This is a genomic window from uncultured Pontibacter sp. (assembly GCF_947499215.1).
Lineage (GTDB): Bacteria > Bacteroidota > Bacteroidia > Cytophagales > Hymenobacteraceae > Pontibacter.
Genome location: NZ_CANMNI010000001.1, coordinates 484,962 through 505,901 on the forward strand (window position 1 = coordinate 484,962; position 20,940 = coordinate 505,901).

A 20,940-nucleotide genomic window follows, 5' to 3' on the forward strand; every position below is an offset into this window, starting at 1 on the left:
TTATGGAAGTTCAGTTTCTACAAAAACATTATACCTATGAAAACAGCCATATAGCAACACAGTAAATCCACTATGCTTATGAGTTTGCTTGACAAAATACCTACACCAGAATGGAACATCAGAAAGTATGCATACGCCTATACCACGGCATTTCTAATTACTTACTTCTTTCATTTTCCTACTGCTCGTGCTCAAATACTGGATATTTGTAACCAAGGGACAGTCTCTGCTTATGTAGCTGGGGCTTATTATCAGCAACTGACAAATTCAGCCATAGTGGTAGGTTGGGTAGAGGTAAAGCCCGGCGATTGCGTTCGTGTCACCAGACACCTAATACCATCGGGCTGGAGCGTTGGCAGACTCCAAAGGTTTTATTACGGCATTATGATTCAGAATGGGAAAGGAGAATGGGGAATGTATAATGCCCAGCCCCTGAACAACCGCAATAGCCGACTACGCCCTACGGACCAAGTCTTTTGTGTAAACCCAAAGAAGAACTTCAGGAAGAATGGTAAGATGTCAGCCTTGGTGAACTGCTCGAGTGAGGAACAACTTGGCAAGTTCAGTGGATATTTTGATGGAAAAAACGAAACAATCATTACGTATGAGTTTGCGATATACCCAACTCGTTCGTCTAAAATCATCCCATTCGAAAATACTACTACCTCTGGAGAAAACAGCAGCAATTCAGCCAACAGTGAGAACCCTTCAGAAAGGCTACTTTTTGAGAGAGCTGTTCCTAAAATCGTGAACCGGTTAATTCAAGAATCTCCAACAGGCTTCGCTTCAATCAAAGGCCAACCATCCGCAAACTCACCTAATTGGCCTTCCCGGCAAGGGCACGAATCACGGGTTGAGCTTCCTGATTTAGAAACCTTTGTGCACGAAGCTAAAATATGGGACAGTGGCGATGGCAATGTTGCACACGAAATAACCTATATCTACGACAAAGACATTGGTGCATTTGGTTTAAGTTACTTTCATAGAATCAAAGATATCATTGACAAAAGTATTCCAGAGCATTGGAAAAGGGAAGAGGCCTCCAATCAGAAGGAAATATTTTACAAATGGTGCGACACAGAAAAACATAATAGGTCCTTCTGGCTGTATTCCGACAGAAAGCGAACCTTCAAATTCATTACACTACACACAGACAATGCCACACCTTGCAATTAACAGGTTGATTAAGAGTAGGCTATTTAAATAGCAAAACCCCTATACTTTCTCCCCAATTTTTCCTAAACTGCATACCATAAAACTGCATTGCATAAGGAAACAAACCATGCCCCACACCCCTACCCCGGCCATTCAATCCTTCATCACCCGTTGGAAAGCTTCCGGCGCTTCGGAACGTGCTAATTACCAGTTGTTTTTGTCGGAGTTGTGCGAGTTGCTAGGCGTGGAGAAACCGCGGCCGGCTTCGGATAAGGTGCACGAGGCGACCTATACCTTTGAGCGGCCCGTGGTATTTGATGATGGGGAGGGCAAGACGAGCACCAACTTTATAGACCTGTACAAGAAGGACTGCTTTGTGCTGGAGGCCAAGCAGGGCGCTGACAAAGCAGGTATAACCGAGGCCGAGCAGCTGGGTGGCGAGCGTGTGAAAACCAAAACCGGCACCGCTACCCGCGAGACCCGTACTTGGGAGCGCGAAATGAAAAAGGCCAAGGAACAGGCCCTGCGCTATGCCCGCTCCCTGCCGACTACCGAGGGATGGCCGCCTTTTCTGGCTGTGGTGGATGTGGGCTATTGTATCGATCTGTACGCTGACTTTGCGCGGCAGGGCAAGACCTATGTGCCTTTCCCCGATCCGCAGAACTATAGAATTACCCTCGACGAACTGCACCGCACCGAGGTGCGCGAGCGCCTGCGCCTGCTCTTTACCGAGCCGCTTGAGCTGGACCCGAGCCGCCGTGCAGCCCGTGTTACCAGAGAGCTGGCCGAGCGACTGGCGAAGCTGGCTTCCTCGCTCGAAGGGGCGGGCCACTCGCCCGAGCAGGTGTCGGGTTTCCTGATGCGCTGCCTCTTTACCATGTTTGCCGAGGATGTGCAGCTGCTGCCCGACAACTCCTTCACGAAACTGCTACAGGACTACCGCCACAACATACAGCACTTCCCGGATGCGCTCCGGGCGCTGTGGCTGAACATGGACAAAGGCGGTTTCGATCCGGCCCTGCGTACGGTAATTCCGCAGTTCAACGGCTATCTGTTTAAAGAGCCCGAGGCGCTGCCGATTTCGGAGGCGCAGCTGGATTTGCTGATACTGGCTGCCGAAGCCGACTGGGCCGAGGTGGAGCCTGCCATTTTCGGTACTTTGCTGGAGCGGGCGCTGCAGCCGCGCGAGCGCCACAAACTGGGTGCCCACTACACGCCTCGCGCCTACGTGGAGCGCCTTGTGATGCCGACCGTCATTGAGCCGCTGCGCGAAGAGTGGGAAGCGGCCCGCACGGCTTCTGCCATTCTCGAAGACGCTGGCGACGAAGTCGGAGCCCGCAAAGAGATCGACAATTTCCACCGCCGCCTGTGCTCGGTGCGCGTGCTCGACCCGGCCTGCGGAAGCGGCAATTTCCTGTACGTGACGCTGGAGCACCTCAAGCGACTGGAGGGTGAAGTGCGCGAGCACCTCGACCATTTCCCGGGGCAGCAAACCCTCGACATGACGGGCGGCTATACCGTAACGCCAGCTCAGTTGCTGGGGCTGGAAGTCAACCCACGGGCAGCGGCCATCGCCGATGTGGTGCTTTGGATCGGCTACCTGCAGTGGCACTTCCGGGCGCACGGTTCGGCTACCCGCCTCAGCAACCCGATTTTGCGCGAGTACGGCAACATCAAACAGCAGGACGCGGTACTGAGCTATACGAACCGCAAACAACGACTCGACGCCAACGGACAGCCCGTTACCCGTTGGGACGGCCACAGCACCAAACCGCACCCGGTTACCGGACAGGAAGTGCCCGACGAAACCGCCTGCACCATCGTCTACGATTACCTCGACCCCAAACCTGCTTCATGGCCCGAAGCCGATTTTATTGTTGGCAATCCGCCGTTTATTGGTCCTGGTAAAATGCGCGAAGCATTAGGTGATGGCTACACCGAAGCACTCCGCAAGGTATACAAAGGCGCTGTACCTGAAAGTGCCGACTTCGTGATGTTCTGGTGGCACAAGGCCGCTGAAATTGTTCGTGCCGGAAAGGCTGAACGCTTCGGCTTCATCACCACGAACAGTATAAAACAGACCTTCAACCGCCGCGTGATGGAAGCACAAATGCAGGCTAACCCTTCGCTTTCCATCACACTTGCAATACCCGACCATCCGTGGGTAGATAGTGCCGACGGTGCAGCAGTAGATATTGCTATGACTGTTGCTGAAACTGGCAAAATCAACGGGAGAGTTTTAACAGTTATATCTGAAACAAAAACAGAAGGCTTGGAAGTGCTAGTAAGCTTTAATGAGAAAGATGGTTCTATTCAGTCTGACTTAACAGTTGGAGCAGCTGTAGCTAGCGCAAAGGCTTTAAAAGCTAATTCCGATATGAGTAATAAGGGTGTCTTATTAATCGGTTCGGGATTTATAATTACACCTGAAAAAGCTATAGAACTTGGTTTAGGAATAATACCAGAAACCGAAAAGATAATATCCGATTACAGAAACGGTAAGGATTTACTTGCTTCACCAAGAGATGTTAAAGTGATTGATTTATATGGCTATACTTCAAATGAAGTCAGAATTAAATTTCCCAAAGTCTATCAGCATATATTGGAGAATGTTAAGCCTGAAAGAGATCAAAACAAACGAGCTTCACGACGAGAGAAATGGTGGTTATTTGGAGAGACCAACCCAAAGCTTAGAAGTATGATTAATGGGCTTGATAGCTATATAGTAACAGTTGAGACTTCTAAGCATAGAGCTTTTATCAAGCTAGACAAGAGTATAAAACCTGATAATAAGCTTGTTGTCATAGCTCTACAAGATGATTATCATTTTGGTGTACTAAGTAGCAAAATTCATGTAACATGGGCCTTAGCTGCTGGTAGCACTTTAGAAGACAGGCCGGTTTATGTCAAGAGCACATGCTTTGAGACCTTCCCCTTCCCTACCCCAACCGAAGCCCAAAGAGAGCAGATTCGAGGTATAGCCGAGCAGCTGGACGCGCACCGCAAGCAGCGGCAGGCGCAGCACCTTACGCTCACCATCACCGACATGTATAACGTGCTCGAGAAACTACGATCGGGTGAGGCCCTTTCGGCCAAAGAGCAGAAAATCCACGAGCAGGGGCTGGTGAGTATTTTGCTGCAACTCCACACCGAACTCGACGCCGCCGTGTCCGCCGCCTACGGCTGGCCCGCCAACCTGCCCGAAGAGGAAATACTGGAGCGCCTCGTAGCCCTCAACAAAGAACGCGCCGCCGAAGAGGCACGCGGACTTGTGCGCTGGCTTCGTCCCGAGTACCAGAATCCGCAGGGCACGCAGCAAACCGAGATCGGCCTGAGCACTAAAACCAAAGCCGCCAAAGCCACCGCCAAAGAGGTGCTGGCCTGGCCAAAAACGCTATCGGAACAGGCGCAAGCCGTACAACGCGCCTTGCAGCTGCACGAGCGTCCGGCCACAGCCGAAGACCTGCTTTTCCAGTTTAAGCCCGTTGCCAAGCCGCAGCAAGGCCAGCGCCTCCAGCAAATCGACAGCCTGCTGCAAACGCTTCATGGCTTGGGTTTATTAAGGAAAACGGAGCAGGAGCAGTATGTGAAGTAAGCTCCCGTTGCCCCTACCAAGGGCAGAACCGTTAAGTTCTGCCTACCGAGGTGTAGCGGTAGAGTAATCCGCCGCTTATTGCGCCCTTATTTAGAGAGTTCTTCGATGATCCGACGCTTCACGCCGCGCTCTATTTCGCGCTCAACGTTTATCGTATCGACCGCACCGATCTTGTTCGCCAGCGAGTCGATACCGGTGTAGCGTTCCAGCTCCTTGTTGGCGGTGTGGTGCAGCGAGTCAAGGGCCATGTTGGCACCGGATTCCACTACATTGTAAAGGGTGTCTTGCAAATTATTGTCTGAGGAGCAGGCTGTAGCGGATACAGCAATCGCCACATAAAGTAATTTCTTCATTATTTTTTTAATAGTCATGGCTAAGATACCACTATAACCGGCATGTACCATACCAACGAATAGTAGTAGCCCCCAACAAACCTTTATTAATTACAAACAACTAAAATAGCAACCTATAAAGCAGGTATAGCCAGCCAGATGCACAGCGGTCAAACAGGGCGGACGCCTCGACCCAAAGCTGACCTACAGCCGGTAATAATACTTTCAGAAAAGCCAAGCGTCTTTTAAAAACAAGAAAGGGCCAGTTCGAAAAGGCAAAACCAATTATCGGCTTATACCTCCACAAACTGGCCCTCCTGTTTGCAGCCTGATCGCTGCTTTCGTATTACACTTTTACTGCCTGCGGTGTTACTACTGCGCTTTGCAAAATCGCATTCCACTTCTCAGCCAAAGGCAGCTCGTTGCTCAGCATCATGCTGCCCTCCTTGGTATAAAACGGCAGGTATAGCTCCGGCGCTTTCGCACCATGCAGGGACACGCGCAACCCGATGCTGTCGATAATGCGGTTGCCGTTGACCTCGCGGTACATGTTTTCGACCGTGCTTCTGCGCACCGTTCCCAAGTCAATCAACACCTCCTGCGGATCTACCGCATCGTTGTGCCAATAATAGAGTTTGCCTTTTGTCTCATCCAGTCCGATGCCGTACTGCTCGTTCCAAAGATCATGTTTGCTGAGGTGCAGGCCCTGCTGCTCGGCGGCCGCCAAAAAGACCTTCAAGGCTTTGTTGGTTTGCCCCGTCTGCATGCGTTGAATATAAAAAATAGGCACTAAAAAGGCCCCTAGGCACAGTAAGCCCAATATGATTGTTTCGAAATCCATTTTTCTCTTCTCTTTAAAAAACTAAAAATTAACAGGCAGAAAGGTATAGCGCTCCTCAACTTGTTGAGCCTATACCAATCTGATTTACCTTCCGGGCTATACCCGGCGGGTGCTACAAAAAGAAAAGGGAATTACCAGAAATAATGGAAAGGGAAAATGATGTCGAGGGTCCTGAGTCCGGGACTGAACCGCTCGGCGCGTTGCAGGTACAGTGTCGTCCGCAGCCTTAGCCTGAACTCCAGCGCCTCTGCAAACGACTGAAAGCCGTTGGAGCTGTGCTTGAGCGATGCCGTGGGCCTTGGTTGCAATACCCGCACCTGCTCCTCCGCCTGCAACAGACCCGGCGAATGGTATAGCTCGCCTTTGTCCACACGCGCCAGTTCGCCCTGCGCGGCCGGAGCGTGCAGCTCCGTTGCAGAGACTTCCACAGCCATTCCCTGCTGCCAACCGAAGCAGGCAAAAAAGAGCGTGAGCGTGAGCAGGATATTTTTAACGGCGTAAGGCACGATGCAAATTACATGGAATAACAATACGTGATGATGTGCGGCCCAAATAAATTTAGAGAACATAGTTAATTGAGCCAAAAGCGGTTAGATTAGGATATACCTTTCTTTTAATTCAACAATCATTTCATTATCAGCGTAATAAAATCAGCAACGCGAAGCCGCCAGTAGGCGGTGCTGCAAACGCATTAGAAGCGCATAAACAAAAAGCGAAATGACTGAGATAAGAATTGAAAAAAAGAAAAAGCCGGTATGGCCATGGATCCTGTTGGTGGTGATACTACTCCTGCTGGGCTGGGCTATTTATGAACTGGTAGTGGAAAATGAAATGGCGCATGTGCCGCTTGCGCCTCCTGCCTTGGTGCACACGCCAAGCCCTGAACTGACACTTGAACAAGCAAGAACCTAAACAGACTGCTATGAACGACAACGATTTGAGAAATGAACGGCTGGTGCCTTTGAGCGAACTCAAAGATTACCAAGTGGCCAAAGACAATACCGACGTGACCGGTTGGCGCGTAGTGGGCGCCGACGGGGAGAAACTCGGCGATGTAAAAGACCTGATCGTGGACATGGACGCCATGAAAGTCCGCTACCTCTCGGTGCTGGGCGACCACCGCTTCTTCGACCGAGACCGCGACACCTACATGCTCGTGCCCATAGGGGCGGCTGCCCTCGACCGCAAAGGCAAGAACATCTTCCTCGCCTCTGTTGACTCCGCCAGTGTCAGCCGCTATCCGGTATACCCGGGCGGCCCTATCTCGCCGGACTACGAGTACGCCGTACGCGACAACTTCCGCAGAGCCCACAACGACACCATCGGTGAATCTTCGGATTACAAGACCGAGTTTGACGATGCCGTGAACAGGCAGCCGGACAGTAACCGCCGCATCAGCGATGACTTTTACAATGACGAGACCTACAATGCGGACCGCTTCTATACCTCTAATGTAACGACGCATGACCGGGACAGAGACAGAGACAGAGACAGAGACAGAGACAGAGACCGGGACCTAGACGAACCTCGCCGAACCGTGACCGATCATTCAGACGCTTCCCACCGGGAGCCCCGCATCAAGCCTGTAGAAGACTCCATTACCACCATAGAGCGCTTGGAGGACCTGCGTGACAGAGGCTCCATCACCGAGGAGGAGTTCATTCTGCTCAAGAAAAGAGCCCTCGACTCCTAGGCCACTCGCGTATGAAAGGCAAACAAATAGAGCCGCACCACCACACCGTGCGGCTTTGTTGTTTCCGGTCTCAAAGAACATATTCAAAACAATTTAGTACAACAAGGAATTAAACCTTGTATAGACACCGACCACTTAAAGCAAAACACTATGAAACTATCTAGACTCATCGTCTTTTCGGCTCTCGGGATGGCGACCATGGGGGCCTCCTGCAGCGAAGACACGACCCGACAGCAGGACAGCGACCGACAGGAGCCTGTAGCCAGCCAAGAGGATTGCCAGCCGATCGATATGGGCGACCCTAACTCACCTGAGCAAAGACCGACCTTCGAGGGCCAGACCCGCGCCTGCGAAATGACCTCCGAAACACAATTTGATGTGCAGGTGCTCACCACCAATTTGGATAAGCCTTGGGCCGTGGAGCCACTGCCGGACGGTGACCTCCTAGTCACAGAAAAACCCGGACGCATGCGCATCGTGTCGGCATCCGGCCAAATCGGCAACCCGATAGCAGGGGTGCCGGAGGTAGACTCCCGTGGACAGGGCGGTCTGTTGGATGTGGCCCTTGGTCCTGACTTTGGCTCCGACCGCATGCTCTACTGGAGCTATTCAGAACCTAGAAGAGGTGGCAACGCGACCAGTGTGGCCCGCGGCAAACTAAGCGACGACCGCAGCCGACTGGAGAACGTGGAGGTAATTTTTCAGGCCTTGCCCACCTACAACGGCACCATGCACTATGGCTCCCGTCTGGCTTTCGGTCCGGATGGCATGCTCTACGTGACCTTGGGTGAGCGCTCCGACAAGGAGATTCGTCCGCAGGCCCAGCAGATGAACAGCCACATGGGCAAGCTCATCCGCATAGCGCCGGATGGCAAAGTGCCGAACGACAATCCGTTTGTGAATCAGGAAAACACCCTGCCTGAGATCTGGACTGCCGGTCACCGCAATGTGCAGTCGGCAGCCTTTAACAGCGAAGGACAATTGTGGATCGTGGAGATGGGTCCGCAGGGTGGCGATGAACTGAACCTGATCAAGAAAGGCGAAAACTACGGCTGGCCTGTGGTAACCTTTGGCGAGGAATACTCAGGCGCGCCGGTACCCAATTCCGTGACCACCAAAGAGGGCTTCGTGGACCCGGTATACTACTGGGATCCGGTGATCGCTCCGTCCGGTGCGCAGTTCTACACCGGCAATGCCTTCCCGGAGTGGAAAGGTAATTTGTTTGTGGGCGGTCTGCGCTCTCAGGTACTGGTAAGACTCAAGATTGAGGACAACCGTGTGACCGGCGAAGAGCACCTGCTCGGCGACCGCAAGCAGCGCATACGCGATGTGCGCCAAGGCCCGGACGGCGCCCTATACCTTGTGACCGACCAGCAGAAAGGAGAGCTTTGGAAGATCACACCTCGACAGTAAGCAAAACTAAAAAAGCATAAAAGCAAAAGGACAGGCCTAGGCCTGTCCTTTTGCTTTTCATATGATCCGGCAGCTTACTGCTTCGCAACAGGAAGCGTCACGCGCAGCATATCCCATGTAATCTGGATGCTACCTTTGTCGCTACCATCTGAAATAATCGTGTAACGAAGTCTCTCCTGTTTTGTGGGGGCAATTTCAGGCTTCACGGTAAAGCGCAGCACATCGTCCGTCTCCGCATAGTCATCGGCTAAGTGCTGCTCCCAGTTTTTATTAATGATGATGGTCCACTCCTCTTCGCCGGGTATGGTGAACAAGGCATATTTGCCGGCTGGAAGGTTCTTCCCTCCTATGGTAATGTCCTTGTCCGTCATGATGCTCGTGGCCGAGTGCGCGCCTGTTACCCATACCTGATTGTAAGCAACCAGTCCGCCCCAGATCTGACGACCGCGCACAGCCGGCGAATGGTAGGCGATAGTCAAATGCGCGTCGCCAATCATCCCGTGGGCTTCCGCTTTTAGACTGCCTTTGAGCGTGTCTGCTTCGGCTTGTTCCCCGATAGTGGTAGCACCCTCGCTCGGCTGCATGTCATGTCCGGCATGGCTGTCCTGTTCTACTGGGGTTTCCTGCACTTGCTCCTGTTCCTGTTCAGGCTGATTGCAATACGTGAGGGTGGCGCCGAGTAGAAGAACCGAAGCAATCTTTGTAAAGTTTTTGTTCATGATGATTATCAGTATAAGAGGTTACAAATGATAGAGCTAAATGAAAACTCTTCTTTATGAGCTCTAAAGCTACAAATATTATGGCTTAAGTCAGCTTCATGGCTTTTTAGTTAAATCAAAATGCCAAGCCTTCCTACACTTTGAGAGCTTTAATATATAAATGTGAGGCCAGCTCCAAACTTCATGTCGCTGTCGTAATGCGTAGACAGCGAAACGTACTTGGTTACTATGTAGCGCAAACCAGCCATGTATTCCTTATCTGTGTTCCCCATTAGGTTCAGGCGCAGGCGGTTGGTCAGTGGTACATCCTCACGCCGTAACTGGAAGCGCAGTTTCCCCTCCGTGTCTACCCGCATTTCCGACACGATCAGCATGGGCAACGTGTATTGCACACCGGCTACTGCAACCTTACGGTTATCTTGGTTGCTTAATTGACCGAACATGTTTTTCTCCGGCTCATTCTCTACACTGTTATAGTGATAGTCAAAGCCTATGAAAGGAAAGAGCCACTGCATTTTACCAATGTAACGGCCAAAGTAGGTTTCACTTTCTATACCGTACTCCTTCTTAAAACCAATCCGCCATTCTGTGGACAGCTCATAACGGGAGCTGCCCAGTATAAACTCTCCATCGCTGCCGTTGCTTTCCAGCCCTATCTGTGCTGACGGCAGGAAAACCTTGTCTTCGCGGTTAAACATTTTGCGAGCTTTTTCAGGATCCGGAAGCTCCGGGTTTGGAGGTGAATTCTGGTAGGTGAACACGCGGCCCATGCCGGCAATCATGTGGTAGAGTATATGACAGTGAAAAAACCAGTCGCCACTTTCGGAGGCTGCAAACTCGATCGTGTCCGTCTCCATCGGCAATATGTCGAGCACATTTTTCATAGGTGCGTATTCCCCATGCTTATTCAGCACCCTAAAATCGTGTCCGTGCAAGTGCATGGGGTGGCGCATCATGGAGTTGTTGAACATGATGATCTTCACGTTCTCCCCTTTTTTGATCAGTATCCTGTCAGACTCTGAAACTGTCTTGTTGTCCATGGTCCACACATAGCGGTTCATGTTGCCGGTGAGCTCAAAACGCAAGACTTTCACGGGGCCGGGTCTGAGGGTTGTTTTTTCAGGAGCCCGCAACATGCCATAGTTCAGGGTTACCATCTCGCCATTGCTGCCGCTCATGTTCTGCATTTCGTGCCCTTGCATGTCATGGCCCTCATGTGAAGTGGTATCAGGCTGCTGCTTCATTTCCTCTCCTCCATGCATACTGTGGTCCTGCCCTGAAATCTCCGGGTACATCACGCTGTTCATGTCCATCTGCTGGTTGCTCATTTCCATGCCCATCGGTTCCATGTCCCCGCTCATTGTCATCATGTCGTTCATCATCTTCATACCCTCAAAGTAGTTCAGCTTGCCTAAACGCTGTGCCTTCATTTTCATACCCCTGCCCAGCCACAGCGATGTGGTATTGGAACGGTCTTCGGCAGTGGCCAGAAACTCGTACTGCATGTTTTCAGGTATGGTGACCAGCAAATCGTAGGTTTCGGCAGGCGCGATGATCAGGCGGTCCACCTCCACAGGCTCCACATCGTTGCCATCGTTGCCCACCACCGTTAGTTTGCCCCCGGAGTAGGTCAGCCAGAAGTAAGTGGAGGCACCGCCATTCACGACCCTGAGCTTCACCACGTCCCCGGCCGTGAAATGCGTTTGCTCCGCTATATCCTGCCCATTGGTCAGAAATTTTTCATAAGACACATCGCTCACATCCATCGCTTCCATCCGCTTCCACTCATTCTTCAGTTTAGTGCCGAAATGGCCTTTTTTTATGGCCTCCGCATAGCCCTGCGTCGCACCTTTCTGTATAGAAAACCAATCGTTTGCGCTGCGCAATGAGCGGTATACCTCTCTGGGGTTCAAATCTGTCCAGTCGCTTAGCACGATCGGGATGGCCGGCATGTCCGGTTCATTCACTTTATGAAAGATCAGGGCACCGTACATGCCGCTCTGTTCCTGAAAGGCGCTGTGGCTGTGGTACCAGTATGTACCATTCTGTATGATCGGGAATTTGTAGAGGTAAGTGGAATGAGGCTTGATCGGCTGCTGGGTAAGCCAGGGCACTCCATCGAACCGGTTGGGCAGGAACACCCCGTGCCAATGTATGGAAGTTTCCACATCCATCTCATTGTGCACGTAGATCTCGGCCGTGTCGCCCTGGGTAAAGGTCAGGGCGGGCGCCGGAATGCTGCCATTTATTGCCACGGCTCTTCTGGTTCTGCCTGTGAAGTTGACCAGCGTGTCCCGCACATACAGGTCGTAACGCACCGTCCGCGGCACACGTCTTTGGCCCGGGCTCTCCGGCTCATGCCCCGCTTTATGGACGGGCTTCTCTATTTCCTCCGGGTTCTGTACAGGTGTGACAGGGTCTTTCTGTGTCGGCTTCGCCTGATGCTGAACAGGCTTTGCTTTTTGCTGCTGCACCGGTTTTTTAGCCGGTGTGGCGGGTTTGGCTTTCACAGCTTTTTTTGGTGGAGCCTGCTCTTGCTTAGCCGGAGCTTTTGGTTTTTGCTTCACCAGCGTCATGCCGCACTTGGGACATTTGCCCGGTTTTGTGCTTTGCACCTCGGGATGCATCGGGCAGGTATAGATATCAGTCTGCTGTTGCTGGGTTGGTTTGTGGTGCTCGTGCTGCGCGTAGGTAAAGGGAGCGGTTCCGAGCAGCAGCAGTGTGATCAAAAGCTTATACATCGTTATCTTTCATTTATGAAAAGGGCTATTCATAGTGTCTTCTATCTTAGGCTATGACCATAAAAAACACCCTGACCGCTACTATGAATTATAGAGCAATCAGGGTGATGCTTTGGTCATGCATTTCGTCAGCATGCAAAGACAATTATGCCTGCTGGCAGGCCTGCTCGCAACGGCGGCAAGCTTCGGCGCACATCTGGCAGTGGTCGTGCTTGTGCTTGGCGCACTCCTCGCCACATGCACGGCATGCCTTGGCGCACAGGTCCAGCACTTCTCGCTTCATCGTGGAGTCACGCGCCACATAGTCCATCGCCATTTTACAGATGGCGGCGCAGTCCAAATCAAGGCGGATGCAGCGCTCCATCATTTTCACATCGTCCTCCTTCAGACAGGAAACGGCACAGTAGTTACATGCTGCTGCGCATTCTGCCAGCACACTAATAAGTTCTCTATTCATAGTTGCGTTCATAGTGAGTATTGTTTGGTTATAAGTCCTCTCTTATACATACCACTTCACGGATCAGTTTTACAGATTTTTGACTAATTTTTATAGATAACATCTTCAGCTTCCTCTAAAACATCAAGTTATAGTGTACAAATCAACATGTCTGACTATGGCTATTAAGCTGTAACAAGCCACTCTTTTTTGGCATTCCTATCCTTTACGATTTTGCAGCCGTACAAATCATGACTGGCATAAAAGATGGTCAGTACGAAGTACAAAACAGAAATAATAAATGGTAGACACTGACTGTGAGCAGTTATTGACACTGCATATAAAGAACATGGTATGTCCCCGGTGCATCAAAGTGGTCAGGGACGAATTGCAGACAATTGGTCTGACGGTAAAAGAAGTGGTTTTAGGCCGGGCTATCGTCCACAGAACCGAGGGCGTATCTTGGGAGGATATACGACAGGTCTTAGGCAATAACGGGTTTGACTTGATTCAGGATGACGAATCGAAACTAGTAGAACAAACCAAGCTTGTCATTATAAACCTACTGTACCAAGAAAATCCCGAGCAAATCACTAGTACTATTTCGCAATACCTCGCCCATGTTTTAAATAGAGACTATACCTACATCAGCGCGACATTCAAAGCCTCGGAAAAGATACCGCTCAGTCGCTATGTCATTTTGCAGAAAGTAGAGCGCGCTAAAGAACTGCTAGAGTACAATGAGCGAAACGTAAGTGAGATCGCCGGCCTGTTAGGGTACAAAAGTGTGCAGCACTTCTCAGCCCAATTCAAAGAAATAACAGGCATATGCCCACTGAGGTACCGTAACCAGCAACTTTACCAGCGGCAACCGATCTGTGCTATCCAAAATCTGAAAGAGACTCTGTCAGAATTAAAATAAAAATTTAATGACTCCATAAAATCCATACCCACTATGAACGACAACAGCTACGATACCCTGTCCCAAGCCTTGAACGATTTGAAAAAGCGCGGCTATACCGAAGACTTCAATTTAAAAGAGAACTGCATTGTCTGCACGACCAAACCGATGGAACTGAGCCCGGAGGAGTTTGATGTCGATGAGGTGCACCGCTTCGAGGGCATGAGCTACCCGGGTGACAATTCGGTGGTGTACGCCATCTCCTCCTCCCGAGGTGTGAAGGGCGTGCTGGTGGATGCCTACGGCGCCTATGCCGAAGCGATCACACCGGAGATGGCACAGAAACTGAGAGCGTAAACCGGCAACAGTCATGGACCAGCACCACCATCACCGAAACGACCAGAAGGAGCAGGCAAAGACCCAGAAAGACCAGCTAACGGAACGGCTGGAGGAAAAGACGCTGCACGGGCACGAGCACGCCATGCACGAAGACACCAGCGGACACCCGCCCCACGGCGAGCACGGCCACGACCATCACCGCATGATGATCGAGGACTTCAAAAAGCGCTTCTGGATCTCGCTCGCACTCTCTATACCCGTGATCATCCTGAGCCCGATGGTGCAGCACATTCTGGGCTTTACGCTGGATGTGCCCTACGGCATGTACATCGCTTTCGTGCTCTCCTCCATCATCTACTTCTACGGCGGCTGGCCTTTCCTGACGGGTCTGGCCGAAGAGGTGAAGAAAGGCGTGCCGGGTATGATGACGCTGATCGGGGTGGCCATCACGGTGGCCTACCTCTACAGCACCGCCATCGTGTTCGGGCTGGAGGGGATGGACTTTTTCTGGGAGCTGGCCACGCTGATCGTGATCATGCTGCTGGGGCACTGGATTGAAATGCGCTCGGTGCTCGGCGCCTCCAAAGCGCTGGAACTGCTGGTGAGCATGATGCCCGCCGAAGCCATGCTGATCAAGGATGGGGAGACGGTGCGCGTGCACATCGAGGACCTGCAAAAAGGCGACCTGATTCTGGTGAAGCCCGGCGAGAAAGTGCCGGCTGATGGCGTGGTGGAAGACGGCGAAAGCTACCTGAACGAGAGCATGCTGACCGGCGAGAGCAAACCGGTCAAAAAGCTCAAAGACGATAAAGTGATTGGCGGCTCTATCAACGGCAACGGCGCCCTGCGGGTGCGGGTGGAGTTTACCGGCAAAGAGAGCTACCTCAACAAAGTGATCAAGCTGGTGCAGGATGCCCAGAAGACAAAATCGGAAACGCAGCGTCTGGCTGACCGTGCCGCCAAGTGGCTCACCTATATTGCCCTTTTCGCCGGCTTCGGCACGCTAGCCGTTTGGCTCATGCTGGGGCAGGAATTTGCGTTTGCGCTGGAGCGCATGGTGACGGTTATGGTCATCTCCTGTCCGCACGCACTCGGGCTGGCAGTGCCGCTGGTGGTAGCGATATCCACCGCCGTTTCCGCCAACAACGGCCTGCTCATCCGGAACCGAACCGCTTTCGAAAACTCCAGACTCATCACCACCATCATCTTCGACAAGACCGGCACCCTCACGCAGGGCTCGCATGAAATCGCCTCAGTGGTCACGTTTGACAATGAAATGGACGAACGGGAAATGCTGCGGCTGGCGGCCGGTGTGGAGCAGAACTCGGAGCACTTTATCTCCCAGAGCATCCTCCGGAAAGTGAAGGCCGAAGGTATAGCGGTGCCACCCTCACAGTCTTTCAACTACCTGCCCGGCAAAGGACTGGAAGGTATGGTAGAGGGCAAGGATGTGAAAGTGGTGGGCCCAAACTACATCAAGGAGTTTAACATAGCGGTACCTTCCAGCGAGGCAGAAGAAGGCGTGGAAACGGTGGTCTATACGCTGGTAGAAGGAAAGCCGGTCGGCTACATCACCATGCGCGACCAGATACGGGAAGAGTCGGCAGAAGCCATCCGCGTGCTGAAAGAGAACGGCATCAAGAACCTGCTGCTCACCGGCGACAACGAGCGGGTGGCCAAAAGCGTGAGCGACAAACTGCAAATGGACGGTTATCTGGCCAACGTGCTACCGCACCAAAAACAGGAGAAGGTAAAGGAACTGCAGGACCAGGGTGAATTCGTGGCCATGACCGGCGACGGCGTGAACGACGCCCCTGCCTTGGCACAGGCCGATGTAGGGATAGCCGTGGGCTCCGGAACAGACGTGGCAGCCGAAACCGCTGACATCATTTTGGTCAACAGCAACCCGCAGGACATTGCCTCGCTCATCCTCTTTGGCAAAGCCACCTACCGCAAAATGATACAGAACCTGATCTGGGCAACCGGTTACAACGTCATCGCACTTCCCTTGGCCGCTGGTGTTTTATACAGCCAAGGGATCATGATATCGCCTGCTGTGGGTGCCGCCCTCATGAGCTTGAGTACCGTGATTGTAGCCATCAATGCACAATTGCTTCGCCGCCAGATCAGGTGAAATATATGATGTTCACGATCACCATACCTGCTGATGATCAAAGCGTATATAATAATCACAATTCAGCTTACTCCAAAAAACAAAACTATGAAAAAACGAATCAGTCAATTTCCAATCAAATCCCTCCTGCTGGGTATGGCACTTCTGATCAGTGCCTGTAGCCAAGAGGGTAACAGAGCAGACACCGCCACCACTACCGAGGCGGAAACAGATACCACCATGATGCGCGACGATCCTATGCAGCAGGGCGCCATGCAAGGTGGCCGGATGGGCGGCCAAATGGGTGGCATGATGGGTCACATGCAACAGCACAGGCAGGACATGCAGGAAATGCGACCGAAGATGACAGGTGACCCGGACTATGATTTTGCCCTGATGATGACGCGGCACCACCAAGGGGGTATTCGGATGTCAGAACAGGAAATAGCGAACGGTACCGATAGCCAATTGAAGGATATTGCCAACAGGACCATCACAAGGAACAGAGAAGATATACAGCAGCTGGAGAATTTCACGAAAAGCCACACCCCAGCCACAGGAGACACAGCCAGCACCATGCGTATGATGCAGCCGATGCGGAAGATGATGGGTGGTATGGGACAAGGCAGAATGGGTATGGGAATGGACATGGACACCACAAACATGGACCGGTTCTATGCCAGCATGATGATCCGGCACCACCAGATGGGCAACGAAATGTCGCGGGAGTTCCTGAAGCAGGGCAAGACACCGGAGATGAAACAAATGGCACAGGAGATAGTGAATGAGCAGGAGAAGGAGATAAAAGAACTGGAAGCCTGGCAAAGCAAAAACAAACAATAACATTATTAACAGCTTAAAACAAAGCCACTTCTTCCCAAAGGCGTGGCTTTGCTCTAAAATAAAACCCGTAAAGACTATGAAAAAATATCTACTTCCCTTCCTTGCCCTCCTGTTGATCAGCATCAGCGGTTGCCAAAACTCTGACAATGCACAGACAATGCTACAGGACGAAAACGAGCGCCAACAGGTATACAATACCATATTGGAAAATGAGGAGATGCGAAACGAGCTGATGGTCCAGATGCGAGAGCGCAACATGGGTGAAAGCATGATGGGTCGGGGCGGTATGGCGGGAAACCGCGGTATGGTGGGCGACACAACGGGCATGTCCAGCATGAACCGCCAACAGATGCAGGCGCGGATGCAGGAAATGATGGCGCAGTGCGACACAGACACAGCCGCCTGTACCATGATGTCAGAGATGATGCTCCAGAACCGGGCCCTGATGGGCAACATGATGCGCCAGATAAGACAGCGAGGCCAGATGGACCAAGGTTGCATGCAGCAGTTGATGCGTGAGATAGGCCTCTAAGCCACCCCTATACCTGAGCGGGCGCATCAACTTGTTTCAATCACAGCCCTGCCTACTAACCCTTATAATCAAAAGCCGTTTAGAAAGCAGCGCATAGCGAATCCACCTTATGAACTACCTATACCTCCTGAGTGGGATTGTACTTTTTGCGGTTATCGCAATGGATATTGTCAAAACCACTTTATCATCTAAAGGCGGCGGAGTAATCACCAGCAAGCTCTCCCGTGGGGTGTGGAACATCTTTTTTGTCGCCTCCGGCAAAAATGGCACCTCCACCCTCCTCTCCTATGCGGGGCTGGCTGTACTGTGTTCTGTGCTGCTGTTCTGGGTGGCGGCACTTTGGCTCGCGTTGTTTCTGATGCTGCTGGCAGAACCCGATTCCATTGTAAACAGCAGTACGATGGCCAAAGCAAGTTCTTTAGAGAAGTTATACTACGCCGGGTTTACGCTTTCTACCCTAGGCGTTGGGGACTACAAGGCAACATCAGACCTGTGGCGCATTGTAACCAGCGTGGCGGCTTTTTCCGGGCTTGCTTTTATCACCACCTCCATTACTTATTTTGTGCCGGTACTGCAGGCAGTTGGTCTGCAAAGCAAGCTCAGTCTGTACCTCAGCAGCATGGGCAAAACACCGCAGGAGATACTGACTAACAGCTGGGATGGCAAAGGCTTCTCGTCTTTTTTCGACAACACCTCTGATATCTGCCAAATGCTCATACAGCATACGATGCACCACCACTCCTACCCTGTCATACACTATTTCCATAAGAAGCAGCCAGAACAGGCAATAGCTCCGGCCATGGTGCTGCTAACCGAAACATACCACCTGCTCAAGGAGACGGTAAGCGGGCAGGAAGAGGAAAACGGACTCCAGATGTCGATGTTGCAGACCACGCTTGATTCCTACTTGGAAATGTTAAAAAGCGGTTTTCTGAAAGACGCCTCTCCAAAGGGGGATGCTCCCATCCTCGATTTGAAAGAACTGAAAGCTGCAGGTATACCGCTTGCAGAAGAAGGGGCGTTGAAGTACTCATCTGCACAGGCTACGCAGGAGCGCAGAGAGTTACTCACGCTGCTGCTTGAAAAAGACGGTTGGTCGTGGCAGCAAGTTTACGGGGAGAGGTGATCGGGCAATCATCACCCTTGGCAGTTAAAATAACTGCAGCAGAACAGAAGCCCTATTCAAACTCAATCACAATAGTGAAAGGGCTTTCAGCAGGCTCGGCTGTGACCACGACAGAGAGGTGGTCATAGAAGACGAATTTCTTGTTGACTTCTACAGTATCCGTACCCTCATCCTGTGCCGGGTCCAAGAGGTGGCTGTAAATGGGAATGTCCTTTTCATCCAACACGATCAATTTTATGCGGGCATCTGATGTAGGCCATTTCTTGACTACGAGGTTTTTGATGTCCATGCTTCTGGTGGATTTACTTCCTTCAATCCGCAATGTTGAGTTTAACTCGTTAAGCTCTACTGTTTTCATAGGTATACTTCCAAGTCTGATTATTCTGCCTTAGGAGATGCAGCTTTTTCCTGCTGCAGGGCTTCCTTCACCTCGCGCTCTGTTACACTCCCCCAGTACCTTCTGTACTCCATCTCGTCGGTGGTGTGCTGTATCGGCTGCAGTTCCGGCGCCACCTGCTTCAAAGCCTGTTGCAAGGCCTCGTAAGGCCGATAGCCCACGATCATCACCCCCGTTTCCTCCCCTTCTTTTTTCAGCGTGAGGGTCGGGAAACGGCTGATGCCGTGGATACGCACCTGCATCAGGTCCTGCTCAAAGGCTTTGCGGGCTTCTTCACCGCCCAGAGCCCGCTCGAATGCGGCGGCATCAAATACAGCAGGTCTTTCTTCGGACAGCTTTCCGCCAACCTCCAACAGCACTTCCCGATCCGCTATGTTCTGCCCATGCAACATCACCGTCTCGCGCACCCTGCGCAGGTAAGCCTCCGCCGCCACCGGCGACTGCAGCCCGGCAGCCTTTACGGCAATGCAGGCGGGGTAAGAGGAAGCCGGCGGGTTTTCATACCATACCCTGTCCTGAATCGGCATACCGGATACGTGCTTCGCCTCCATCCAGAGCGGCCCCATCTGGAGCGGCCGGGTGACTGTGTTCAAGGGATCCTGGAAACTGTCCCAGTTAGGAATGAGACCGCCCATGCGGTAGCGCCACTTTACCATGCCGCTGTACTCGAAGCGCAGACGCCGCCACTGGGGCTCCAGTGCCCAACTCCAGCAACAAAGAGGGTCGGTGTAGTATTCTATCTCCACCGACCCTGCTTCCTGTTTTTTTTCTCGTTTGTTTTCTCTTTCAGCCATTATCAATTGTTTCTCCTGCTTACAGGCTATCCTGCGGGTACTCGCACCACTGGTTTTCTCCCTTAGGTACGGCTGCTTTGACTTTTTTGCTTCGCTCCTGGCTGAGTGTCTTGTCCATTTTCTCTACAGACTTCATCGTACGGTCGGTACCATTCGTTTTGTGGTCGATCATACCGTTGGAATCCACCACGTGCCGGAAGGGTTCTTCCACGTACTGCCAAGTCTCACCGAGGCCGGGACTCTTGCCTTCGTTCCATGGGCCTCTCACATCAACTCCGTTGGACATGTTAAAGTAGCTGTTGCTGTAACGCGGATCGCCCTGCAGTACGCCCGGCGGGAAGTTGGGTTGTATTGTTTGCAGTGCCGCCTCAAACATCTGGAAGTGCGCCACCTCCCGTGTCATCAGAAAACTGAGGGTCTCCTTTACATAAGGGTCATCCGTGAACTGCATCAGATACTCGTACACGATCTTGGCCCTGGACTCAGCTGCTATGTTAGACCGGAGGTCAACGGTAGGATCTCCGTTGGCATCCACATAAGAGCCATTCCACGGCACCCCTTGGCTGTTGGTCAGGGTTGGGCCGCCGCCACTCAGCACGAAGAACTGCGGGTTGACCATGGCGTTGTGGATGAAATCCTCTTTCTTCGCCTTCCCCTGCAGCAACTGCATGATCTCAGCCTCCTCGGCCGCGTTCTTCAACTCACCGTTGATCGGCCCCAGCAGCATCTGGATAGTAGCACCCACAATTTCGAGATGGCTGAACTCCTCTGTGGCGATATCCATCAGCATGTCATACTGATCCGGATGGGGTTGGCGCACAGTAAAGGCCTGCACAAAATACTGCATCGCGGCTTTCAGCTCTCCGTTTGCCCCCCCAAACTGCTCCAGCAGCAGGCTGGCAAATGCTGGATCTGGTTTTGAAACCCTTGCATTGAACTGTAACTCTTTTACATGATAAAACATCTGACC

General features: G+C 52.0%; 20 protein-coding genes. 11 read left to right on the plus strand and 9 right to left on the minus strand.

Annotated elements, in window-relative coordinates; translation table 11 throughout:
* The first annotated feature begins 78 nt into the window (after positions 1 to 78).
* Positions 79 to 1,176, plus strand: coding sequence for a hypothetical protein (locus Q1A04_RS02115; RefSeq protein WP_299700526.1), 1,098 nt, complete (start codon positions 79 to 81; stop codon positions 1,174 to 1,176).
* Between the two features lie 106 nt (positions 1,177 to 1,282).
* Entirely contained in the window at positions 1,283 to 4,750 is a 3,468-nt protein-coding gene (locus Q1A04_RS02120; RefSeq protein WP_299700529.1) for a DNA methyltransferase, read from the plus strand.
* A gap of 86 nt (positions 4,751 to 4,836) precedes the next feature.
* Here the strand turns inward: Q1A04_RS02120 and Q1A04_RS02125 are convergent, their stop codons facing one another.
* The 3 genes from Q1A04_RS02125 to Q1A04_RS02135 form a co-directional block, all read right to left on the minus strand.
* Entirely contained in the window at positions 4,837 to 5,103 is a 267-nt protein-coding gene (locus tag Q1A04_RS02125; RefSeq protein ID WP_299700532.1) for a hypothetical protein, read from the minus strand.
* A 325-nt stretch (positions 5,104 to 5,428) separates the two neighbouring features.
* On the minus strand, positions 5,429 to 5,923 hold the full coding sequence (locus Q1A04_RS02130) for a hypothetical protein (RefSeq protein WP_299700534.1): 495 nt from the start codon (positions 5,921 to 5,923) through the stop codon (positions 5,429 to 5,431).
* Positions 5,924 to 6,054: 131 nt separating this feature from the next.
* A complete protein-coding gene (locus tag Q1A04_RS02135) occupies positions 6,055 to 6,492 on the minus strand; it encodes a hypothetical protein (RefSeq protein WP_299700537.1) in 438 nt (145 codons plus the stop codon).
* Positions 6,493 to 6,640: 148 nt separating this feature from the next.
* On the opposite strand from Q1A04_RS02135, the gene Q1A04_RS02140 reads away from it, so the two are divergent.
* The 3 genes from Q1A04_RS02140 to Q1A04_RS02150 all read left to right on the plus strand — a co-directional run bounded on the left by Q1A04_RS02140 (position 6,641) and on the right by Q1A04_RS02150 (position 9,029).
* Positions 6,641 to 6,835: a hypothetical protein gene (locus tag Q1A04_RS02140; protein WP_299700540.1), complete on the plus strand. Its 195-nt coding sequence runs from the start codon at positions 6,641 to 6,643 to the stop codon at positions 6,833 to 6,835.
* 10 nt (positions 6,836 to 6,845) lie between these two features.
* Positions 6,846 to 7,616 (plus strand): PRC-barrel domain-containing protein, encoded by a 771-nt coding sequence (locus Q1A04_RS02145; RefSeq protein WP_299700543.1) that lies wholly within the window; start codon positions 6,846 to 6,848, stop codon positions 7,614 to 7,616.
* A 150-nt stretch (positions 7,617 to 7,766) separates the two neighbouring features.
* Complete coding sequence (locus tag Q1A04_RS02150; RefSeq protein ID WP_299700546.1) at positions 7,767 to 9,029, plus strand: PQQ-dependent sugar dehydrogenase; 1,263 nt, start codon at positions 7,767 to 7,769, stop codon at positions 9,027 to 9,029.
* A 74-nt stretch (positions 9,030 to 9,103) separates the two neighbouring features.
* Here Q1A04_RS02150 and Q1A04_RS02155 read toward each other — a convergent pair whose 3' ends face one another.
* From Q1A04_RS02155 to Q1A04_RS02165, 3 genes are all read right to left on the minus strand, one after another.
* Positions 9,104 to 9,748 carry a DUF2911 domain-containing protein gene (locus tag Q1A04_RS02155; protein WP_299700549.1) on the minus strand — a complete coding sequence of 215 codons (645 nt, stop codon included), beginning with the start codon at positions 9,746 to 9,748 and terminating at the stop codon, positions 9,104 to 9,106.
* 149 nt (positions 9,749 to 9,897) lie between these two features.
* On the minus strand, positions 9,898 to 12,489 hold the full coding sequence (locus Q1A04_RS02160; protein WP_299700552.1) for a multicopper oxidase domain-containing protein: 2,592 nt from the start codon (positions 12,487 to 12,489) through the stop codon (positions 9,898 to 9,900).
* A gap of 145 nt (positions 12,490 to 12,634) precedes the next feature.
* A complete protein-coding gene (locus Q1A04_RS02165) occupies positions 12,635 to 12,946 on the minus strand; it encodes a four-helix bundle copper-binding protein (protein WP_299700555.1) in 312 nt (103 codons plus the stop codon).
* Between the two features lie 328 nt (positions 12,947 to 13,274).
* Between Q1A04_RS02165 and Q1A04_RS02170 the strand changes: the two genes are divergently transcribed.
* The 6 genes from Q1A04_RS02170 to Q1A04_RS02195 all read left to right on the plus strand — a co-directional run bounded on the left by Q1A04_RS02170 (position 13,275) and on the right by Q1A04_RS02195 (position 18,779).
* Positions 13,275 to 13,847 carry an AraC family transcriptional regulator gene (locus Q1A04_RS02170; RefSeq protein WP_299700558.1) on the plus strand — a complete coding sequence of 191 codons (573 nt, stop codon included), beginning with the start codon at positions 13,275 to 13,277 and terminating at the stop codon, positions 13,845 to 13,847.
* 33 nt (positions 13,848 to 13,880) lie between these two features.
* Positions 13,881 to 14,183 (plus strand): phosphoribosylpyrophosphate synthetase, encoded by a 303-nt coding sequence (locus Q1A04_RS02175; RefSeq protein ID WP_299700561.1) that lies wholly within the window; start codon positions 13,881 to 13,883, stop codon positions 14,181 to 14,183.
* A gap of 13 nt (positions 14,184 to 14,196) precedes the next feature.
* Positions 14,197 to 16,299, plus strand: coding sequence for a copper-translocating P-type ATPase (locus tag Q1A04_RS02180; protein WP_299700564.1), 2,103 nt, complete (start codon positions 14,197 to 14,199; stop codon positions 16,297 to 16,299).
* 87 nt (positions 16,300 to 16,386) lie between these two features.
* The gene (locus Q1A04_RS02185) at positions 16,387 to 17,121 is read left to right on the plus strand and encodes a DUF305 domain-containing protein (RefSeq protein WP_299700567.1); all 735 of its coding nucleotides are present in this window, start codon (positions 16,387 to 16,389) and stop codon (positions 17,119 to 17,121) included.
* A gap of 76 nt (positions 17,122 to 17,197) precedes the next feature.
* Positions 17,198 to 17,653 (plus strand): hypothetical protein, encoded by a 456-nt coding sequence (locus tag Q1A04_RS02190; RefSeq protein ID WP_299700570.1) that lies wholly within the window; start codon positions 17,198 to 17,200, stop codon positions 17,651 to 17,653.
* Between the two features lie 109 nt (positions 17,654 to 17,762).
* The gene (locus Q1A04_RS02195; RefSeq protein ID WP_299700573.1) at positions 17,763 to 18,779 is read left to right on the plus strand and encodes a potassium channel family protein; all 1,017 of its coding nucleotides are present in this window, start codon (positions 17,763 to 17,765) and stop codon (positions 18,777 to 18,779) included.
* Between the two features lie 52 nt (positions 18,780 to 18,831).
* On the opposite strand, the gene Q1A04_RS02200 is transcribed toward Q1A04_RS02195, so the two are convergent.
* Genes Q1A04_RS02200 through Q1A04_RS02210 form a run of 3 tightly spaced genes read right to left on the minus strand, consistent with a single transcriptional unit; the run spans position 18,832 to position 20,934 of the window.
* The gene (locus Q1A04_RS02200) at positions 18,832 to 19,137 is read right to left on the minus strand and encodes a hypothetical protein (protein ID WP_299700576.1); all 306 of its coding nucleotides are present in this window, start codon (positions 19,135 to 19,137) and stop codon (positions 18,832 to 18,834) included.
* A 20-nt stretch (positions 19,138 to 19,157) separates the two neighbouring features.
* Positions 19,158 to 19,970: a DsbA family protein gene (locus Q1A04_RS02205; protein WP_299700579.1), complete on the minus strand. Its 813-nt coding sequence runs from the start codon at positions 19,968 to 19,970 to the stop codon at positions 19,158 to 19,160.
* Positions 19,971 to 19,989: 19 nt separating this feature from the next.
* Entirely contained in the window at positions 19,990 to 20,934 is a 945-nt protein-coding gene (locus Q1A04_RS02210; protein WP_299700582.1) for a manganese catalase family protein, read from the minus strand.
* Between the last annotated feature and the right edge of the window lie 6 nt (positions 20,935 to 20,940).

What these genes read in the sequence shown, in the direction of transcription:
- Q1A04_RS02125 (WP_299700532.1), bottom strand. Translation starts at nt 5,103, where the DNA reads ATGAAGAAATTACTTTATGTGGCGATTGCTGTATCCGCTACAGCCTGC.
- Q1A04_RS02120 (WP_299700529.1), top strand. Translation starts at nt 1,283, where the DNA reads ATGCCCCACACCCCTACCCCGGCCATTCAATCCTTCATCACCCGTTGG.
- Q1A04_RS02135 (WP_299700537.1), bottom strand. Translation starts at nt 6,492, where the DNA reads ATGTTCTCTAAATTTATTTGGGCCGCACATCATCACGTATTGTTATTC.
- Q1A04_RS02185 (WP_299700567.1), top strand. Translation starts at nt 16,387, where the DNA reads ATGAAAAAACGAATCAGTCAATTTCCAATCAAATCCCTCCTGCTGGGT.
- Q1A04_RS02200 (WP_299700576.1), bottom strand. Translation starts at nt 19,137, where the DNA reads ATGAAAACAGTAGAGCTTAACGAGTTAAACTCAACATTGCGGATTGAA.
- Q1A04_RS02155 (WP_299700549.1), bottom strand. Translation starts at nt 9,748, where the DNA reads ATGAACAAAAACTTTACAAAGATTGCTTCGGTTCTTCTACTCGGCGCC.
- Q1A04_RS02170 (WP_299700558.1), top strand. Translation starts at nt 13,275, where the DNA reads ATGGTATGTCCCCGGTGCATCAAAGTGGTCAGGGACGAATTGCAGACA.
- Q1A04_RS02130 (WP_299700534.1), bottom strand. Translation starts at nt 5,923, where the DNA reads ATGGATTTCGAAACAATCATATTGGGCTTACTGTGCCTAGGGGCCTTT.
- Q1A04_RS02115 (WP_299700526.1), top strand. Translation starts at nt 79, where the DNA reads ATGAGTTTGCTTGACAAAATACCTACACCAGAATGGAACATCAGAAAG.
- Q1A04_RS02175 (WP_299700561.1), top strand. Translation starts at nt 13,881, where the DNA reads ATGAACGACAACAGCTACGATACCCTGTCCCAAGCCTTGAACGATTTG.
- Q1A04_RS02180 (WP_299700564.1), top strand. Translation starts at nt 14,197, where the DNA reads ATGGACCAGCACCACCATCACCGAAACGACCAGAAGGAGCAGGCAAAG.
- Q1A04_RS02195 (WP_299700573.1), top strand. Translation starts at nt 17,763, where the DNA reads ATGAACTACCTATACCTCCTGAGTGGGATTGTACTTTTTGCGGTTATC.
- Q1A04_RS02210 (WP_299700582.1), bottom strand. Translation starts at nt 20,934, where the DNA reads ATGTTTTATCATGTAAAAGAGTTACAGTTCAATGCAAGGGTTTCAAAA.
- Q1A04_RS02150 (WP_299700546.1), top strand. Translation starts at nt 7,767, where the DNA reads ATGAAACTATCTAGACTCATCGTCTTTTCGGCTCTCGGGATGGCGACC.
- Q1A04_RS02190 (WP_299700570.1), top strand. Translation starts at nt 17,198, where the DNA reads ATGAAAAAATATCTACTTCCCTTCCTTGCCCTCCTGTTGATCAGCATC.
- Q1A04_RS02205 (WP_299700579.1), bottom strand. Translation starts at nt 19,970, where the DNA reads ATGGCTGAAAGAGAAAACAAACGAGAAAAAAAACAGGAAGCAGGGTCG.
- Q1A04_RS02145 (WP_299700543.1), top strand. Translation starts at nt 6,846, where the DNA reads ATGAACGACAACGATTTGAGAAATGAACGGCTGGTGCCTTTGAGCGAA.
- Q1A04_RS02165 (WP_299700555.1), bottom strand. Translation starts at nt 12,946, where the DNA reads ATGAATAGAGAACTTATTAGTGTGCTGGCAGAATGCGCAGCAGCATGT.
- Q1A04_RS02140 (WP_299700540.1), top strand. Translation starts at nt 6,641, where the DNA reads ATGACTGAGATAAGAATTGAAAAAAAGAAAAAGCCGGTATGGCCATGG.
- Q1A04_RS02160 (WP_299700552.1), bottom strand. Translation starts at nt 12,489, where the DNA reads ATGTATAAGCTTTTGATCACACTGCTGCTGCTCGGAACCGCTCCCTTT.